General features: G+C 61.4%; 16 protein-coding genes and 2 tRNA genes. 11 read left to right on the forward strand and 7 right to left on the reverse strand.

Going from position 1 to position 15510, the window contains the following annotated elements; all coding sequences use genetic code 11:
* Nucleotides 1-59: 59 nt before the first annotated feature.
* Entirely contained in the window at nucleotides 60-557 is a 498-nt protein-coding gene (locus OHD62_RS26290; protein WP_263788872.1) for a GNAT family N-acetyltransferase, read from the reverse strand.
* A complete protein-coding gene (locus tag OHD62_RS26295) occupies nucleotides 557-1321 on the reverse strand; it encodes a copper homeostasis protein CutC (RefSeq protein ID WP_263788896.1) in 765 nt (254 codons plus the stop codon). The genes OHD62_RS26290 and OHD62_RS26295 overlap by 1 nt, the downstream gene beginning before the upstream one ends.
* Nucleotides 1322-1502: 181 nt before the next feature.
* Between OHD62_RS26295 and OHD62_RS26300 the strand changes: the two genes are divergently transcribed.
* On the forward strand, nucleotides 1503-1754 hold the full coding sequence (locus OHD62_RS26300) for an AbrB/MazE/SpoVT family DNA-binding domain-containing protein (RefSeq protein WP_263788898.1): 252 nt from the start codon (nucleotides 1503-1505) through the stop codon (nucleotides 1752-1754).
* A 113-nt stretch (nucleotides 1755-1867) separates the two neighbouring features.
* Here OHD62_RS26300 and OHD62_RS26305 read toward each other — a convergent pair whose 3' ends face one another.
* Together OHD62_RS26305 and OHD62_RS26310 are read right to left on the reverse strand one after the other, a co-directional pair.
* Complete coding sequence (locus tag OHD62_RS26305) at nucleotides 1868-2302, reverse strand: cupin domain-containing protein (protein WP_263788900.1); 435 nt, start codon at nucleotides 2300-2302, stop codon at nucleotides 1868-1870.
* Nucleotides 2303-2375: 73 nt separating this feature from the next.
* Nucleotides 2376-3224, reverse strand: coding sequence for an AraC family transcriptional regulator (locus OHD62_RS26310; RefSeq protein WP_263788903.1), 849 nt, complete (start codon nucleotides 3222-3224; stop codon nucleotides 2376-2378).
* 87 nt (nucleotides 3225-3311) lie between these two features.
* On the opposite strand from OHD62_RS26310, the gene OHD62_RS26315 reads away from it, so the two are divergent.
* Nucleotides 3312-4502, forward strand: a complete 1191-nt coding sequence (locus tag OHD62_RS26315; protein WP_263788905.1) for an amidohydrolase — start codon at nucleotides 3312-3314, stop codon at nucleotides 4500-4502.
* Nucleotides 4503-4764: 262 nt separating this feature from the next.
* Here the strand turns inward: OHD62_RS26315 and OHD62_RS26320 are convergent, their stop codons facing one another.
* Nucleotides 4765-5271 (reverse strand): hypothetical protein, encoded by a 507-nt coding sequence (locus OHD62_RS26320; protein ID WP_263790156.1) that lies wholly within the window; start codon nucleotides 5269-5271, stop codon nucleotides 4765-4767.
* 202 nt (nucleotides 5272-5473) lie between these two features.
* Here OHD62_RS26320 and OHD62_RS26325 point away from each other — a divergent pair, with 202 nt between their 5' ends.
* From OHD62_RS26325 to OHD62_RS26335, 3 genes are all read left to right on the forward strand, one after another.
* On the forward strand, nucleotides 5474-5803 hold the full coding sequence (locus OHD62_RS26325) for an ArsR/SmtB family transcription factor (RefSeq protein WP_263788909.1): 330 nt from the start codon (nucleotides 5474-5476) through the stop codon (nucleotides 5801-5803).
* A complete protein-coding gene (locus OHD62_RS26330; RefSeq protein WP_263788911.1) occupies nucleotides 5803-6258 on the forward strand; it encodes an SRPBCC domain-containing protein in 456 nt (151 codons plus the stop codon). The genes OHD62_RS26325 and OHD62_RS26330 overlap by 1 nt, the downstream gene beginning before the upstream one ends.
* Before the next feature lie 199 nt (nucleotides 6259-6457).
* A complete protein-coding gene (locus tag OHD62_RS26335; protein WP_263788914.1) occupies nucleotides 6458-7024 on the forward strand; it encodes a dihydrofolate reductase family protein in 567 nt (188 codons plus the stop codon).
* 38 nt (nucleotides 7025-7062) lie between these two features.
* Here the strand turns inward: OHD62_RS26335 and OHD62_RS26340 are convergent.
* A tRNA-Asn gene (locus tag OHD62_RS26340) sits at nucleotides 7063-7137 on the reverse strand.
* A 221-nt stretch (nucleotides 7138-7358) separates the two neighbouring features.
* On the opposite strand from OHD62_RS26340, the gene OHD62_RS26345 reads away from it, so the two are divergent.
* The 5 genes from OHD62_RS26345 (at nucleotide 7359) to OHD62_RS35760 (ending at nucleotide 11649) form a co-directional block, all read left to right on the forward strand.
* Nucleotides 7359-7619, forward strand: coding sequence for a hypothetical protein (locus tag OHD62_RS26345; RefSeq protein ID WP_263788916.1), 261 nt, complete (start codon nucleotides 7359-7361; stop codon nucleotides 7617-7619).
* A gap of 329 nt (nucleotides 7620-7948) precedes the next feature.
* Nucleotides 7949-8022, forward strand: a tRNA-Cys gene (locus OHD62_RS26350).
* A 116-nt stretch (nucleotides 8023-8138) separates the two neighbouring features.
* A complete protein-coding gene (locus tag OHD62_RS26355; protein ID WP_263790158.1) occupies nucleotides 8139-8807 on the forward strand; it encodes a protein-L-isoaspartate O-methyltransferase family protein in 669 nt (222 codons plus the stop codon).
* Nucleotides 8808-8991: 184 nt separating this feature from the next.
* Nucleotides 8992-10383 (forward strand): TolC family outer membrane protein, encoded by a 1392-nt coding sequence (locus tag OHD62_RS26360; RefSeq protein ID WP_318528624.1) that lies wholly within the window; start codon nucleotides 8992-8994, stop codon nucleotides 10381-10383.
* 360 nt (nucleotides 10384-10743) lie between these two features.
* Nucleotides 10744-11649, forward strand: a complete 906-nt coding sequence (locus tag OHD62_RS35760; RefSeq protein WP_263788921.1) for a PopZ family protein — start codon at nucleotides 10744-10746, stop codon at nucleotides 11647-11649.
* Nucleotides 11650-11711: 62 nt separating this feature from the next.
* Here the strand turns inward: OHD62_RS35760 and OHD62_RS26370 are convergent, their stop codons facing one another.
* Nucleotides 11712-12356 (reverse strand): bleomycin resistance protein, encoded by a 645-nt coding sequence (locus OHD62_RS26370; protein ID WP_263788923.1) that lies wholly within the window; start codon nucleotides 12354-12356, stop codon nucleotides 11712-11714.
* A 270-nt stretch (nucleotides 12357-12626) separates the two neighbouring features.
* Between OHD62_RS26370 and OHD62_RS26375 the strand changes: the two genes are divergently transcribed.
* The gene (locus OHD62_RS26375; protein ID WP_263788926.1) at nucleotides 12627-15410 is read left to right on the forward strand and encodes a valine--tRNA ligase; all 2784 of its coding nucleotides are present in this window, start codon (nucleotides 12627-12629) and stop codon (nucleotides 15408-15410) included.
* The last annotated feature ends 100 nt before the right edge of the window (nucleotides 15411-15510 follow it).

The following is a 15510-nucleotide window of genomic DNA, read 5'->3' on the forward strand; positions in this document are numbered from 1 at the left end:
GGAAGCTTTTACATTAGCCCTGGCTTCTTTATGGCGCCAGTGTGCAGTTCGCTGACGTGTCAGCCGGTGATCTGCCTGGCGTAATAGCGCACGGTCTTTTTGCCGCCATGGATCACCGCATCGCCGACCTCGACAAAACCGAGTGCCGCGTGAAAGGCGTCAGAGGCGGGATTGGGCGGCTCGGCATTGACCTCGCAGGTGACGAGGGTCTGGCCGGCGCGCGAAACATGATCGAACAGATCCTCATAGAGCCGGCGGGCGTGACCGCGACCGCGCCCGTGGCCAGCGACGACGACGCGGTCGACATAGACGAAGCGTTTGTAGCGGTCGCGGAACCACAGGAAATTCGGACTGTCGTAATTGGCGTCCTGGTCGAAGGTCATGATGAAGGCGTCGAGCGCACCGATGCGGCGCGCATAAAATGCTTCACCGAGCAGGAAGGAAAGACGCCCGGCTTCGAGCCATGACAGTTCGGCCGCATGCTCGTTATTGAGGGCGAGGATGGCGGGCTCATCCTGTGGCGAAACCCTGACGATTAGCGCGGGCGTATTCGTCATCACGCTCGAACCGCCGCGATCGTCGCTGCCACCAGCGCTCCGTCGGTGACGGTGGTGCGATACTCGCGATCCAGGTCGTCACCGCCCATGCCGACACGGGGATTGCGGTAGCGCATGGTGCTCGGCACGTCCTTGAGTGCGGCGAAATGCATTTCTGTCAGCCCGGTTGTTCCCAGCACCTCGGCGATGTTGTCGGGACCAAGCGCGCCGCAGCCAAGAATGATGATGCGGTCGCCGGCCTGCCGGACGAGATCCGCCAGCAGCTCGGCTCCTTCCAGCGCCGTGTCGCGCTGGCCGCTGGTCAGCACACGGCCGACCTTGCATCGGATGAGCGCCTCCAGCGCCTCGGCCGGATCGCTCGTCATGTCGAAGGCGCGATGGCAGGTGACATTCAAAGGTCCGGCCGCCTGCACCAGTTCATTCATGCGCTTTTCGTCGATGGTGCCGTCGGCGTTCAGACAGCCGACGACGACACCGGCCACGCCGAGCTCGCGCAGCGCGCTCACGTCAGCGAGCATCGAACCGTATTCGGCATCGCTGTAGAGAAAATCGCCGCCGCGCGGCCGCACGATGACGTGGAACGGGATCGTCGCCAGTTCGAGGGCCGCGCGTACTGTGCCAAGACTTGGCGTGGTGCCACCTTCGACCAGGCTGGCGCACAATTCGACCCGATCGGCGCCGGCTGACTGCGCGGTGAGCAGCCCGTCTATGCCTTCGACGCAGATTTCGATCAGGGGTGGGCGAAGGCGTTCGATATCGGTCACGGGGCGGTTCCGTTGATGGTAAGAGACTGCGCAGCCCTAGCATCGGGTCCGTTGCCGCGAAAGCCGGAACTATTGGCTCAGCGCGGCCCCTATCGTCGCTGCAGCTAGCCAACGGGCTCTGGCGCTCTCGATGGTAAAGCGCTTTTGCCTTACATAGTAACTTCGACAGGAGGGCCTCGCTATGAGCACGCTTACCGTTACCGCCAATGGGCAGATCACGCTGCGCAAGGATATCCTGAAGCATCTGGGTGTTCATCCGGGCGAGAAAATTATCGTGGACAAGCTGCCCGATGGCCGGGTTGAGATGAAAGCCGCGCGGCCGACAGGAAAGATCTCGGATGTTTTCGACTTCCTGAAGAGGGAAGGTGGCCTATCCCTGTCGATCGATGAAATGAACGTGGTCGCCGAACTAGGCTGGGCTGGCAAGCGGTGAGGATCATTCCCGACACCAACGTACTCGTTCGGGCTTTTAAGGCCGACGACGAGCGCTTCCATCCGTTTTCTGTCCTAGGCAATGTGAGCGGAACGGAGGATTGAAAGTGCCGGCTATTGACGCAGCACCGTGTTCTTGGTGCCTTCTTCAACCTGGTCGATTACCAGCAGCTTGACCGGATCGGTCCCGACATTGATGGCCTGGTGCCACTGGCCGATCATCTCGACGATGAAATCGCCTGTCTTGTAGGTGTTGCTCTTGCCGGTCTCGACATTGGTGACCTGAAGCGTCCCGGCCTGGACATAGGCGTAGCGGGGGAAGGGGTGCTTGTGGACCGGCAAGGTTGCACCCGCCGCGATGTCGTAAGTCGAGACCAGGACCTGGACATTTTTCTGCGGCAGCGTGATCGGTTGGCCGGACGCCGTCTCGGTGCGGGATGCAAGCGGCGTCACGACAACGGGCATCCCGCTGCTGTCCAGCGCCTGAGCCGTGTCTGCAAATAGCGCGGCCGCAAGCAGCAGCGTCATTGATGCCAGGATGTTTCGCATGGTTCCTCCCAAGCCTTGTGACACCATCGCGCGGCAAGGATCCACGCGCAAGTAGGTCTCGTTTCGGGAGGGCTCAGCCGGCTTTGCGGAACATGCCTGGCGACATGCCGTGCGCGGCGCGGAAGGTTCGCGTGAGATGGCTCTGGTCGGCGAAACCCGCCAACAGGGCGGCATCGGCGAGGCCGAGCCCATCTTCGATCAAGAGGCGGGCGCGCCGCAGTCTCCGGTCGCGGATATAGGTCGCGGGTGTCAGGCCAATCGCCTTCTTGAAATCCCGTATGACCTGGAACCGGGTGACGCGCGCGGCGTCGGCAAGTTGCTGGAGATCGAGCGGCGAGCCCAGCCTGCTTTCGATCAGTTCCTCATAGACTGAGAATCGCCGCCGCGATCCGGCGTTTTCGACCTCCTCGGCCCGCCCATTCCAGTCGCCATGCCGAACGATGAGACGCCCCAACGCAGCGAGCAGGGACGCCTCGGCTTTCGTTGCGTCCTGGGATGTCGAGCCTTCATGCGCCGCCGCCAGCCTTGCTGCGAGATGATGGTCTTCGATGATCGCGCGCGAGAAGACCGGGGCGCGCTCCCGGCCCAGCTCGCGGGCGAGCGCCGTCATCAGCGGCACGGTGGGATAAAAGGTCCGGTAGGCCCAGCCTTCATCCGCGCCTTGTTCCCCGTCATGCCACTCCTCCGGATTGACGATGGCAATGGTTCCGGCCGGGGCGACGACATTGCGGCGCCCGATGCGGATGCGCTCGCAGCCAGCGGTGATCAGGGCGATCACATAGGTCGGGTGTGTGTGCAACTCGTAACGATGCCGCGTGAAGCGCGCCTTGAACAAGCCAAGGTCAGGGAAGCAGGGATGGCGCCAATATTTGCTGGTTTCGGTGGCGTGCACGTCTTTCGTCCTGCGGTCAATCCGGTTCAAGACGCCTCCTGGCCGGCGCGCCTATCTGTGGGCGATGCCAAAGGAGCGGACCATGACCGCCCTTTGCCGCCATCCAAGGAGAACGTCATGCTGCACAATGACCCGATCGCCGCGCTGACGCCAGAGGTCATAGAATGGCGACACAATATCCATGCCAATCCCGAACTCGGGTTCAACGAGCACGAAACAGCACGCTTCGTCGCCGAGAAACTGCGCGCCTTCGGCTTCGACGAGGTGCATGAGGGGATCGGCGGCACCGGGGTTGTCGGTGTTCTGCGCAGTGGCACCGGCGCACGCGCCATCGGTCTTCGCGCCGAGCTGGACGCGCTTCCGGTCGTGGAGAAAACCGGCTTGCCCTATGCATCCAGGAATGTGGGCATGATGCATGCCTGCGGCCATGACGGCCACACCGCCATGCTGCTCGGCGCCGCCAGGCTGCTCAGCCAGTCGCGCGCCTTCGACGGCACGGTGTGCTTCATCTTCCAGCCGGCCGAAGAGAACGAAGGCGGCAGCATGCGCATGATAGGGGAAGGGCTCTTCAAGCGTTTCCCGGTGGAGGCGGTGTATGCCGTGCACAATTGGCCGGGCGTCAGGCTGGGGACGATCGCCGCGCGCGTTGGACCGCAGATGGCGGCCGTCGATAATTTCGAACTGACCTTCGAAGGTCTCGGCGCGCATGCCGCCATGCCGCAACTCGGCGACGATCCGATTCTTGCCGCCGGCGCCTTTGTCCAGGCCGTGCAGCGTATCGTCAGCCGCTCGGTCGATCCGCAAAGCGCGCTTGTCGTCAGTCTTACGCAGATCCATGGTGGCAATGTCGGCAACATCGTGCCGGGTAAGGTCTGGCTGCAAGGCACCTGCCGCTTTTTCGAGCCCGGCCATTCCGATCACTGCGAGCGGCTGATCGGCGAGATCGCCCGGGGTGTTGCCGCCGCCCATTCGCTCAACGCCATGCTCGACTACAGGAAGGGCTATCCGCCGCTCATCAACACGGCGGATGCCACGGCCTGTGCCGTCGAGGCGGCTGCCGCCACCGTCGGCAGGGAGAACGTCTCGACCGAGTTCAGCCCGAGCCTCGGCTGCGAGGATTTCGCCTACATGGTTCGCGAGGCAGGCGGCTGCTACGCCTGGATCGGCGTCGGCGATGTCGGCCCCGGCGAGGGTCTGCACGGCGACCGCTACGTCTTCAACGACGAGATCGTGCCGACCGTGCTGCGCTACTACGTCAATCTGGTCGAGCAGACGCTTCCCGGCAAAACACCAGAGGCGGCGAGATGAGCAGGATTTCCTGCCGCCGCAATCACTATGGTGGGAAGATGGCCGGCGCCACTGTGGGGGGGCGTTGGGGTAGATTGCCGGGCGCCGGCCAAGCGGAAATCAGATCCGCACGGGAAGGAAGGTAGCAAATGTCACAGGTCAGGGTATTGCGTGATCGCGGAAGGTGGTGATCCGGTCCATCAGGCGACATGCGCGATGAATGCGAAAGCGTGTCGCGTTTTGCGCGACACGCTTTAAGATTCGGCAAGGTTTGCGCAGGGTATCACCCGGTACGTCGATGAGCCGAAATATTGCTCCCCTCGTCGCCTGCCTCGCGTTGGCCGATCCGCCCTTCAGACGTTGCCGGCGGCAATTCAAACAGGCTGGCGCCGTCCACCGGCTCTCGCTCGACATAGCCGATTATTCGAAACCATCTCGCGACGTCAGGTCCTCGGAGCCAACTGGTTGAGTGAATGGGCAGGTTGCCGGCAAGTGCCTGGATTTGGCGAATGTGCCGCTTGCAGAAGCGAACGGTCGCGGCGCTGAAGAAATCCTCGCGCGCGGCGAACAATGTCACCGCGGCGTCGCTATGCTCATGCCAGGCGATGATCGCGACAGTCTTGTCATCCTGGACAAGCGCGTGGGCGCGACCTTCCTTGAGATTCATCATCAGATTGTCGTAGGCGATCTTGGGGTCCTTGCCGGCCGCGACATACTCGTCGGACATGCGCTTCGACAGATCACGAAAAACATCTTCCAGGTCGCCGACCGTGGCGGTGCGTGCTTTCATCTCTCCTCCTGAAGCCCGGCAGGGAGTTTGCCCTATGGATGCCGGATTACCAAGCAAATCAAATTCGCATCCGCCCCGATACGAGCAATCTCGTTTCGCTGGCGGGGCTGGCGGCAAAGTGCTCGAGACGGCGTATAGCCGGAAAACATAGCCGATCAGCTTCTTGTTTTGACTCGCTTCGAGCGTCGAGCTAGTTAGCCATATGGCCAGCTTTAATGCTCAACTGCCGACGATTTTCGCTGCGCTGTCCGACCCGACACGGCTCGCCGTCGTGGAGCGACTGGTGAGGGGGCCGGCCTCTGTTTCCGAGTTGGCGAAGCCATTTGATATGGCCGGACCATCCTTTCTCAAGCACCTGAAGGTTCTTGAGGATGCGGGTCTTGCACACAGCGAGAAGAAGGGCCGGGTCCGCACCGTAACACTTAAGCCGGATACGCTGTACTGGGTCGAGGAGTGGGTACTGCAACATCGCCAGCTCTGGGAGCATCGCCTCGATGATCTCGGGATATTCCTGGCGAAAGGCGGCAATTGATGGAAGATCAGTCGCAATACCATGAGAACTTTACGCTCGAACGCGTGTATCCAAATTCGAGGGCAGAAGTCTGGGCTGCCTGGAGCATCCGGGAGAAGAAGGCCGAGTGGCTGGGAAATTCCGCGCTTGAAATGGATTTCCGCCCCGGAGGTTTCGAACGTGGCGCCTTTCGCCACGCGACAGATGAGCACGTCAATGAGACGCGGTATTTCGACATCGCCGAAGGCCAGCGCATCGTGCTTGCCTACTCGATGGCTGTGAATGGACGGGTCCATACGGTTTCGCTCACAACCATAGTGTTCATGGATGAGAAGCCCGGCACGCGGCTGCACTATACCGAACAGATGTGCATCATTCCGCCGAGCGACGGCCTCAAAGGCCGGGAGCACGGTTGGAATGCATTGCTCGATGCCTTGGGCGTCTATCTGGCGAAAAAAGATACGAAATCTGTGTGAGCCGCTCGTGGCGACGGGATGCGTCGATGCTTGGTGCGCATGATGCGTCATCGAAAAACATAGCTTTTCGGCTTCCTTTCTTGACTTTTGAGATGAAAGGATTAGGTAGCTTCGTGGCTATCTTTTAGATTGCGTGACGACTGACGCGGTTCGCATGTTCGCCACGGGTGGCCGACAACCAATCAGCAGAGGTCTCGTGATGCGAAAATTACGTGTGTTCAACAGTGTGTCGCTGGACGGCTACTTCACCGACGCAAATAACGACTACAGCTTCGCCCATGAAGGCGCGAACGATCCGGATTTGCTGGAATTCACGAAAGGCAATGCGCAAGGCAAAAACGCTCTGGTGTTCGGCCGCCTCACCTACGAACTCATGGCCGCATGGTGGCCCACACCGGAGGCGGCGAAGGCGATGCCCGAAATAGCCAAGGGAATGAACGAGGCAGCCAAATACGTGTTTTCCCGTACTCTTGGTTCGGCGGAATGGTCTAACACCACATTGCTGAAAGATGATCCGGAAACGGCGATCGCGCGGATCAAGCAGACGCCGGGACCCGGTATGACGGTGCTGGGGTCCGGCACCATCGTGGCGCAATTGGCAGCAGCGGGGTTGATCGATGAAGTGCAACTATTGGTCTGCCCGGTGGTGCTGGGTTCGGGCAAGAGCCAATTCGCCGGTGTGACCGGCAAGCCGCGATGGACCTTGTCGCGCTCCAAGACGTTCAAGAACGGCCGGGTGTTCCTGGCCTACAGCAGAGCGACTTGAGGCTCGGCAGGAGGGTGCCAGCGATCTCGCAAAGCGACTGGCTCCCCGGGCCGGATTCGAACCAGCGACCAACCGGTTAACAGCCGGTTGCTCTACCACTGAGCTACCGGGGAACAGAGGCTCTCATGTGAGTGGCGCAGCCTATAGCAAACCCGTTTCGGCTTTGCAAAGAAGCATTTCGTATTTTTTCGATGCTTTTTCGGGCGGCGATTTCTCGCAATCGCGTGTTTGCGTCCTCATATTAGCCGTCCGGCGGGGAGCGCGGAACCGAAAAGGCGGTTGCGGCTTTCGTCTGCTGGTGTCTTCATTTATTCGAGCGGATCATCAACCAGACATGAGCGCAGCAAGCGACAATCAGGAGCCGGCACGGAAAATATCGGTCTTCGGCCGCCAGTTCACCATGCCGCGCTCGCGTGGCCGCAGGATCGCGATCGGGGCCGTCCTGATCTTCGGCGGCATTCTCGGCTTCCTGCCCATCCTGGGGTTCTGGATGATTCCGATCGGATTGCTGGTGCTCTCCTACGAGTTTGCTCTGGTGCGCCGCCACCGGCGCCGGTTAGTCGTCTGGTGGGAGCGACGGCGGCGATCGAAATGAGGAGTTCGCGGCGAACTGGCAAGCCAGTAGGCGTCGGAGACGTTCGCTCGACTCACCACGGATAATGCGCTGAGTGCTGCTCCGAATCCTGCAAATCTCCTCGAGGGTGGCGAAACCTCCTGCCTGTCTGATGGGCGATTCAGGTTGCAGGCTTCCCTTTGCCATATTCGGTGTTTAACAATTGACTAATATACTAATTGCAATATGCGTATCGACGATTCGACACGGGGCACGATGCCGAGAGGGAAACCGTCCGGAATGCACCATGGCCGCTTGACGGCATTTTCGCCGCAACCTATTGGAACCGGGTGGAACGCCGGGAGCAATGAGGCCTCGTGGCGGAGTGGTTACGCAGAGGACTGCAAATCCTTGCACCCCGGTTCGATTCCGGGCGAGGCCTCCAGGCGCCCAAGCTCCCGCGCGCCAGCGCCAGGGGCCAGGGTTCCTATCGAAATGAGCCGCTGGCGCGGCAAGTGGATTGGGTCCGGGCGGACCGAGTTTGGGCGGATTGGTTGGAACATGAGCGCTGATTTTGCCGAGCTCCGGGTGAAGATGGTCGATGGCCAGATCCGCACCACCGACGTGACCAGCGCGCCACTCATCGATGCCTTGCTTTCCGTGCCGCGCGAGGCGTTTGTCGGCCCCGGCCAAAGCGCTGTTGCCTATATCGACGAGGACATCCGCGTTGCCAATGGAGCGGATGGTCCACGCTATCTGATGGAACCTTCGCCACTGGCCAAACTGATGCAGCTGGCCGAGATCGCCCCGGGTGATTCGGTGCTCGATGTCGGCTGCGGCACCGGCTACGCGTCGGCGATCCTGTCGCGGCTGGCAAAATCCGTCGTTGCGCTGGAAAGCGATTCGACGCTGGCTGAGACCGCCATGTCGACGCTTTCGAAGCTGGGCTGCGACAATGTCACCGTGGCTAGGGGATCGCTGCCGGAAGGCCATGCCGCGGCGGCGCCATACGATGTCATCATCATCGGCGGCAGCGTCGGCAAGGTGCCGGCGCCGCTGCTTGACCAACTCGCGGAAGGCGGACGTCTTGTCGCGGTCGAAGGACAGGGAAACTCGGGCGTGGCCCGTTTATTTTTTAAAACCGGGGGGATTGTAACGGGAAGACGCGCATTTAATGCGGCAATAAAGCCACTACCCGGATTTGAACGCATCCATGCGTTTGAATTCTGAGTGGTTTTGCCTTGCAGCAAAGGCGTTGTCATGATCGCTTGCGTTTGAACAATCGTTGTTGATCAGCATAACCGGGCATTCTGGGGGCTATCAGCGGGGGAACGATGAAAACGCGGCGCCGGCTGATCAGAAAGAGAGGCTGGCGTTGCGCGGTTCCCGTGCAAAACGAATGAGGGAATATAACGTGCCGTCTGTACGCAAGAGCCTTTTTACCGCCGTCCTTGTTTCCGCGACCGCGCTTTCTCCGCTGGCCGCCTCGGCGGAAACCATCCTCGGCGCGCTTTCAAAGGCCTATCAGAACAATTCGCAACTAAATTCGGCCCGCGCCGGTGTCCGTGTCACCGATGAGGGCGTCGCCATCGCCAAGTCGGGCTGGCGTCCGACCATCGCCGGTTCCGCGAGCATCGATTACTCCAGCAGCCACCTCAACGGCACCAACAGCAGCACACGTCTGACCACCGGCAACTTCGGCGTCCAGATAAACCAGACGTTGTTCGACGGGTTTCAGACCAGGAACAATGTCGCGGCCGCCGAATCCCAGGTGCGCGCTTCGTTCGAAAACCTGCGCAACACCGAAGAGAACATCCTGTTCAACGCGGCGAGCGCCTACATGGACGTCATACGCGACCGGCAAATCGCGGTGCTAACCGAACAGAACCTGCAGTTCCTGACCGAGCAGGCACGCGCGGCACGCTCGCGCTTTGAGGTCGGTGAGGGCACGCGCACCGACGTCGCGCAGGCGGATGCCTCGCGCGCGTCTGCCGTGGCGCAGTTGAGTGCTGCCCGCGCCCAGGCGTTGGCAAGTGCTGCGCTCTATCACCAGATCGTCGGCGACGAGCCGGGCAAGCTCAGGGGTGCTTCACCATTGTCCAAGCTGTTGCCACGGAGCCTCGATTCTGCAATCGCGATCGCTGCCAACGAGCATCCGGCCATTCTCGCCACCCAGCATCTGGTCGACGCGGCGGCATTTTCGGTGAAATCGGCCGAGGGTGCGTTGCTGCCGCAGCTTTCCGCTTCCGCCGGCGTTTCCAGCGCCTATCGCAACACCGTGCCTGGCAGCATCCTTAACTCGCAGGACGGCACAACCAATTCGGCCAGCGTCGGCGCGACGCTGACCATACCGATCTATTCGGGTGGCCGCACTTCGGCGATCGTGCGCCAGAACAAGGAATCGCTCAGCCAGGCGCGGATCGAGGTTGACGTCAACCGCGACCAGGTGCGCCAGGCCGTGGCCTCGGCATGGTCGCAATATACTGCGGCGCAGCAAAACGTTGCGGCCAACAAGCAAGTGATCGACGCCTCGATACTGGCGCTGAACGGCGTCATCGAGGAACGTAATGTCGGCCAGCGCACCACGCTCGACGTCCTTAACGCGCAGGCGACCGTCATCACCGCCAAGATCAACCAGGCCAATTCCGAACACGATGTGGTGGTAGCGAGCTACGCCATCCTCTCGGCGATCGGTCGCCTGTCAACCGAGCGTCTCGCCCTTCAGGTGACGAAATATCGGCCGGAAGAGCATTACAATGCGGTCAAGGACAAATGGATCGGCCTGCGCACGCCGGATGGCCGCTGATTTTGTCGGCGGTCTGCCCACGATTGCAAAAGCCGATTGATTCATAGCACTTTCATATCAAGGCATTAGGGCCTGCGCGTCGGAAGGATGCGCAGGCTTGAAGCGCGTCTGTGGTGGGATCCATGCGCCGCCCTTCAAGTTCTTGTTCTTATGCGTGTCGTTATCGCAGAACCGCAACGCACCCTCGGGTCAAGCTCGAGGGCACGCTTTGCGTGACATACATAGTCTGTTGAAATCCAACAGGCCATCAGATTGGGGATTCTCCCAAGGCGATCCGTGGGTTACGCTGTCGGCATGATTCGCATCGGCTTTGGCCGGGTGGGAAATCTGCAAGGTGTCACAAGGGCGGCGGATGTGACGATGGCGACGGCAAGCAGCGTGCAACGCGAACCTTCCATGGAAGAAATACTGGCTTCCATCAGGAGGATCATTGAGGACAGCGACACCGGCCGCAAGCAGCCGGGCGAAGCAGATGAGTTGCTTCAGGATTTGGCGTCTGTTCCAGTGTCGGCACCGGCGGCAGGTCGGACGCCACCGGCGGTAGGCGGGACGCCACCGGCGGCAGGCGCGCCGGAGGTAGCCAGGACGGCACCTGAGGTGGATGCTTTTCGCTCTGAATTGCGTCCGGGACTGGATGCTATGAGGCCCGCCGGGCGGACCGAGGTGCATGCGCAACCTGCCGATCCTGTCATCGCACGCATGGAGCCACCGGTGCGATCCGATCCGGCTCCGGTCAAACCTCCACTGACGCTTGCACAGGTGAGTTCCAGGGTTGCCGCCGAGCCGGCCCCGGTCGCTAGGCCGGATGCGCTTGCCGCGCCAAGGGTTGCCGAGACGACCGACAGCATCGTTGCCCATTGGCGGCAAGAGACCGCCCCGGTCGAGGAAGCGGTGAGCAAGCCGGGCAACGCCCCTGTCAGGGCCGAGACGCATCGACCGCCGGAGGCCGAGGTTGTCGAGGACGAAGTGACAGCCGAACCTGCTTTCGAGCCGGCTCCGCCGCGAAGTGGATCGGCGCATCCGGCGACAAGCGAGGCACTGACTTCTCGTCCGGCAATCCTTTCCGAACATACGGGCCGGCAGGTTGCCGCTGCCTTCGGCGAGCTTTCCGACGCGTTTGCCAGCCGCAGCAAGAAAACCTTCGACGAAATGGCCGAAGAGATGCTGCGGCCCATGCTGCAGGACTGGCTGGACAACAATCTGCCGACACTGGTCGAGCGGCTGGTGCGCGAGGAAATCGAGCGCGTGGCGCGCGGCGCGCAGTAGCAAATCGCGACAGTCGACGCAGGAAAACGCCGCCAATCGAGCGGCGTTTTTTGTTCCGTGGCTCAGCCGCTTCCCGCCGGTGTTGCGAAAGCGATCAAATTGCCGTCGGGATCGCCGACGATGAAGGTGCGGGCGCCCCACGGTTCAGTCCGCAGCGTCTGGTGAAAGTCGACCCCTGCCGCCTGATATTCCAGGAACAGCGGCTTGATGGCGTCGACCACGATGGTTGCCGACAGCAGGTCCTCTCTTGCTCTCAAGTCGTTGTCGAAGAGAGGCTTGTCGACATGGCGCAGATTCAACCGCGCGCCGTCGCGCAAGACTTGGGCGTAGAAGGGCGGTTCGCCATGGGCGAAGCGCGTCGTGAAGCCGAGCTTCTGTTCATAGAACGCCCGGGCGGTAGCGATGTCGGAGACAAAAAGCTGCGGCTCGGCCAAGGCAAGGAAGGGTTTTTCGGCATCGGAGGTCATGCTGTCGGTCATGGGTTGAAGGCCTTTCTTCAGCGCCTGCCAGTTTTCGAAACCAGCCTTCCTGGCAACCAGTTCCTGGGCGTCGGCAAGCTTGAAGCTGTGATCCAGGATCTGGCGATCGGTCAGATGGCGGAAACGCGGCAGTATCGACCCGATCGCAGCCGCGACGGGATAGTACCGTTCGCGATGCCAACGCAGGTGGAGCTTGGCCTGTTTCCTGAAGTTTTCGAAATTCGACATATTCGGCTTGGGCGCGTTGAGGTGTCGTAGGCGGGCAATGCCCCTCCGGCCAAAGCCGATGCGCCCTACAGCAGCGTCGGAAAGCTATGGCGGTTTGCGATCACTGGTCAAGAGGAGTGGGCGCATGGAGGATCGCTTGTGCGAATTGCCTCGAACTATGAGGCTCCTATCTACTGGTCATACTATCTGCAGCTTCGCTGCGGTTGACTTGCCAACTGCCTTCCGATTTACACCAAACCCAACAAATCCCGACAGCTCGGACGCCTTTCCATGCTCGAAAAAACCTACGACGCCAAAACCGTCGAGCCGAAGATCGCAAAACTCTGGGAAGAGGCCGACGCGTTTCGCGCCGGCGCTGGCTCCGAGGAGGGTGCAGAAGCCTTCACCATCGTCATCCCGCCGCCCAACGTCACCGGCTCGCTGCATATGGGCCATGCGCTCAACAACACGCTGCAGGACATATTGGTGCGCTTCGAGCGCATGCGCGGCAAGAACGTGCTGTGGCAGCCCGGCATGGACCATGCAGGCATCGCCACGCAGATGGTGGTCGAACGCCAGCTTATGGAGAAGCAGATCCACCGCCGCGACCTCACGCGCGAAGAGTTCATCGAAAAGGTCTGGGAGTGGAAGGCCGAATCCGGTGGCGCGATCCTCAATCAGTTGAAGCGGCTCGGCGCCTCGGCCGACTGGTCGCGCGAGCGTTTCACCATGGACGAGGGCCTGTCCAAGGCCGTGCTCGAAGTGTTCGTGACGCTCTACAAGGAAGGGCTGATCTACAAGGACAAGCGCCTTGTGAACTGGGACCCGAAGCTCTTGACCGCGATTTCCGACCTTGAGGTCGAGCAGCAGGAGGTCAATGGCAATCTGTGGCACTTCCGCTATCCGGTCGAGGGTGTGGCCTTCGATCCGGAAAACCCGAAGACCTTCATCACTGTGGCCACGACGCGCCCCGAAACGATGCTGGGCGACACGGCCGTTGCGGTGCACCCCGACGACGAGCGTTTTCGGCACCTGGTTGGCAAGAACCTCGTCCTGCCGATCGTTGGCCGCAAGATCCCGGTTGTGGCGGACGAGTATTCCGATCCGGAAAAGGGCTCGGGCGCGGTCAAGATCACGCCGGCGCATGACTTCAACGACTTCGAGGTCGGCAGGCGCCACAAACTGCCGGCAATCAACATCCTCACCGTCGAGGCGGCGGTGACTCTCAAGGACAATGAGGATTTTCTCGCCGGGCTGGAGGTGACGCCGGAGCGTCAGGCGGTCTGGGACGAGCTCGACGGGCTCGACCGGTTCGTTGCGCGCAAGAAGGTCGTTGATTTGATGGAGGCCGGCGGCTTTCTCGACAAGGTCGAGCCGCATCGCCACGCGGTACCGCATGGCGATCGCGGCGGCGTGCCGATCGAACCGTTTCTGACCGACCAGTGGTATGTCAATGCGGCCGAACTCGCCCGGCCGGCGATCGCGTCCGTGCGCGAAGGGCGGACCAAGATCATACCCGGTAGCTGGGAGAAGACTTACTTCCAGTGGATGGAAAACATCGAACCCTGGTGCATCTCGCGCCAACTCTGGTGGGGACACCAGATCCCCGCCTGGTACGGGCCGGACGGGCGTGTCTTCGTCGAGAAGACCGAGGAGGAGGCGCTCGGCGCCGCGGTCGAATATTACCTGGCGCTGGAGGGGCCGTGGAAGGCCTGGGTCGAGGACAAGCTCGAAAACTTCAAGCCGGGCGAGATCCTGACCCGCGACGAGGATGTGCTCGACACATGGTTCTCGTCGGCGCTGTGGCCGTTCTCGACGCTTGGCTGGCCGGAGAGGACGCCGGAGCTGAAGACCTATTACCAGACCGACGTGCTGGTGACCGGCTTCGACCTGATCTTCTTCTGGGTCGCCCGCATGATAATGATGGGCCTGCATTTCATGGAAGAGGAGCCCTTCCACACCGTCTATATGCACGCGTTGGTGCGCGACAAGAACGGGCAGAAGATGTCGAAGTCGAAAGGCAACGTCATCGACCCGCTGGATCTCATCGACGAATACGGTGCTGATGCGCTGCGCTTCACGCTGACGGTGATGGCAGCACAGGGGCGCGACGTGAAGCTCGATCCGGCGCGGATCGCCGGATACCGCAATTTCGGCACCAAGCTATGGAACGCGACGCGCTTTGCCGAGATGAACGAGGTCGCGCGCAACGACGATTTCTGGCTGAACGACGCCAAGCTGGCGGTCAACCGCTGGATCCTGACCGAACTGACGCGAGCAGCCCGAGATATAACGGACGGCATCACCTCATATCGCTTCAACGAGGCGGCGGGTGCTGCCTACCGCTTCGTCTGGAACCTGTTCTGCGACTGGTATCTGGAACTGCTGAAGCCGGTCTTCATGGGTACGGACGAGGCCGCCAAGGCCGAAAGCCGGGCCTGCGTCGCCTTCGTGCTCGACGAGATCTACAAGCTGCTGCATCCGATGATGCCGTTCATGACCGAAGAACTGTGGGCGCAGACGGCAGGGGAGGGTCAGGAACGGTCTTCTCTGCTTTGTCATGCGGCGTGGCCGTCGCCCGACTTCGAGGATGCGGAAGCGGCGGCCGACATCAACTGGCTGGTCGACCTTGTGTCCGGTATCCGGTCGGTGCGCTCGGAAATGAACGTGCCGCCGGCGGCGATCGCGCCGCTGGTGGTGATCGGCGCCAGCGAGGAAACGCGCCAGCGGCTCGATCGCCATGGCCTTGCCATCAAGCGATTGGCGCGGGTCGGCGATATTTCACTGGCGGATGCAGCCCCCAAGGGCTCTGCCCAGATCGTGCTCAATGAGGCGACCATCTGCCTGCCGCTCGGCAGCCTGATCGATTTCACCGCTGAAGCGGCGCGGCTTCAGAAGGAACTGGCCAAGGTGACCGAGGAGATCGCCCGGCTGCACAAGAAGCTGTCGAACGAGAAATTCGTCGCCAACGCGCCGGAAGAAGTGGTGGAGGCCGAGCGCGAAAAACTTGCCGAATATCGCGAGGCGCAAGAGAAGCTTTCGGTGGCGCTGACACGGGTCCGCGATGCCAGTTGATCGATAGATTCGCCTGCTGCCAAGACTGCCCCGAGACCGGCGCTTGTGCTTCAAAAGCAGGCATTCCGCAGCGTTAATATTGACGTAAACGGAAGATTTA

Origin of the sequence: Mesorhizobium sp. YC-39 (assembly GCF_025753795.1) — a bacterium.
Classification (GTDB): Bacteria; Pseudomonadota; Alphaproteobacteria; order Rhizobiales; family Rhizobiaceae; genus Mesorhizobium.

What these genes read in the sequence shown, in the direction of transcription:
- OHD62_RS26290 (WP_263788872.1), bottom strand. Translation starts at nt 557, where the DNA reads ATGACGAATACGCCCGCGCTAATCGTCAGGGTTTCGCCACAGGATGAG.
- OHD62_RS26300 (WP_263788898.1), top strand. Translation starts at nt 1,503, where the DNA reads ATGAGCACGCTTACCGTTACCGCCAATGGGCAGATCACGCTGCGCAAG.
- OHD62_RS26305 (WP_263788900.1), bottom strand. Translation starts at nt 2,302, where the DNA reads ATGCGAAACATCCTGGCATCAATGACGCTGCTGCTTGCGGCCGCGCTA.
- OHD62_RS26315 (WP_263788905.1), top strand. Translation starts at nt 3,312, where the DNA reads ATGCTGCACAATGACCCGATCGCCGCGCTGACGCCAGAGGTCATAGAA.
- OHD62_RS26320 (WP_263790156.1), bottom strand. Translation starts at nt 5,271, where the DNA reads ATGAAAGCACGCACCGCCACGGTCGGCGACCTGGAAGATGTTTTTCGT.
- OHD62_RS26325 (WP_263788909.1), top strand. Translation starts at nt 5,474, where the DNA reads ATGGCCAGCTTTAATGCTCAACTGCCGACGATTTTCGCTGCGCTGTCC.
- OHD62_RS26330 (WP_263788911.1), top strand. Translation starts at nt 5,803, where the DNA reads ATGGAAGATCAGTCGCAATACCATGAGAACTTTACGCTCGAACGCGTG.
- OHD62_RS26335 (WP_263788914.1), top strand. Translation starts at nt 6,458, where the DNA reads ATGCGAAAATTACGTGTGTTCAACAGTGTGTCGCTGGACGGCTACTTC.
- OHD62_RS26345 (WP_263788916.1), top strand. Translation starts at nt 7,359, where the DNA reads ATGAGCGCAGCAAGCGACAATCAGGAGCCGGCACGGAAAATATCGGTC.
- OHD62_RS26355 (WP_263790158.1), top strand. Translation starts at nt 8,139, where the DNA reads ATGAGCGCTGATTTTGCCGAGCTCCGGGTGAAGATGGTCGATGGCCAG.
- OHD62_RS35760 (WP_263788921.1), top strand. Translation starts at nt 10,744, where the DNA reads ATGGCGACGGCAAGCAGCGTGCAACGCGAACCTTCCATGGAAGAAATA.
- OHD62_RS26370 (WP_263788923.1), bottom strand. Translation starts at nt 12,356, where the DNA reads ATGTCGAATTTCGAAAACTTCAGGAAACAGGCCAAGCTCCACCTGCGT.
- OHD62_RS26375 (WP_263788926.1), top strand. Translation starts at nt 12,627, where the DNA reads ATGCTCGAAAAAACCTACGACGCCAAAACCGTCGAGCCGAAGATCGCA.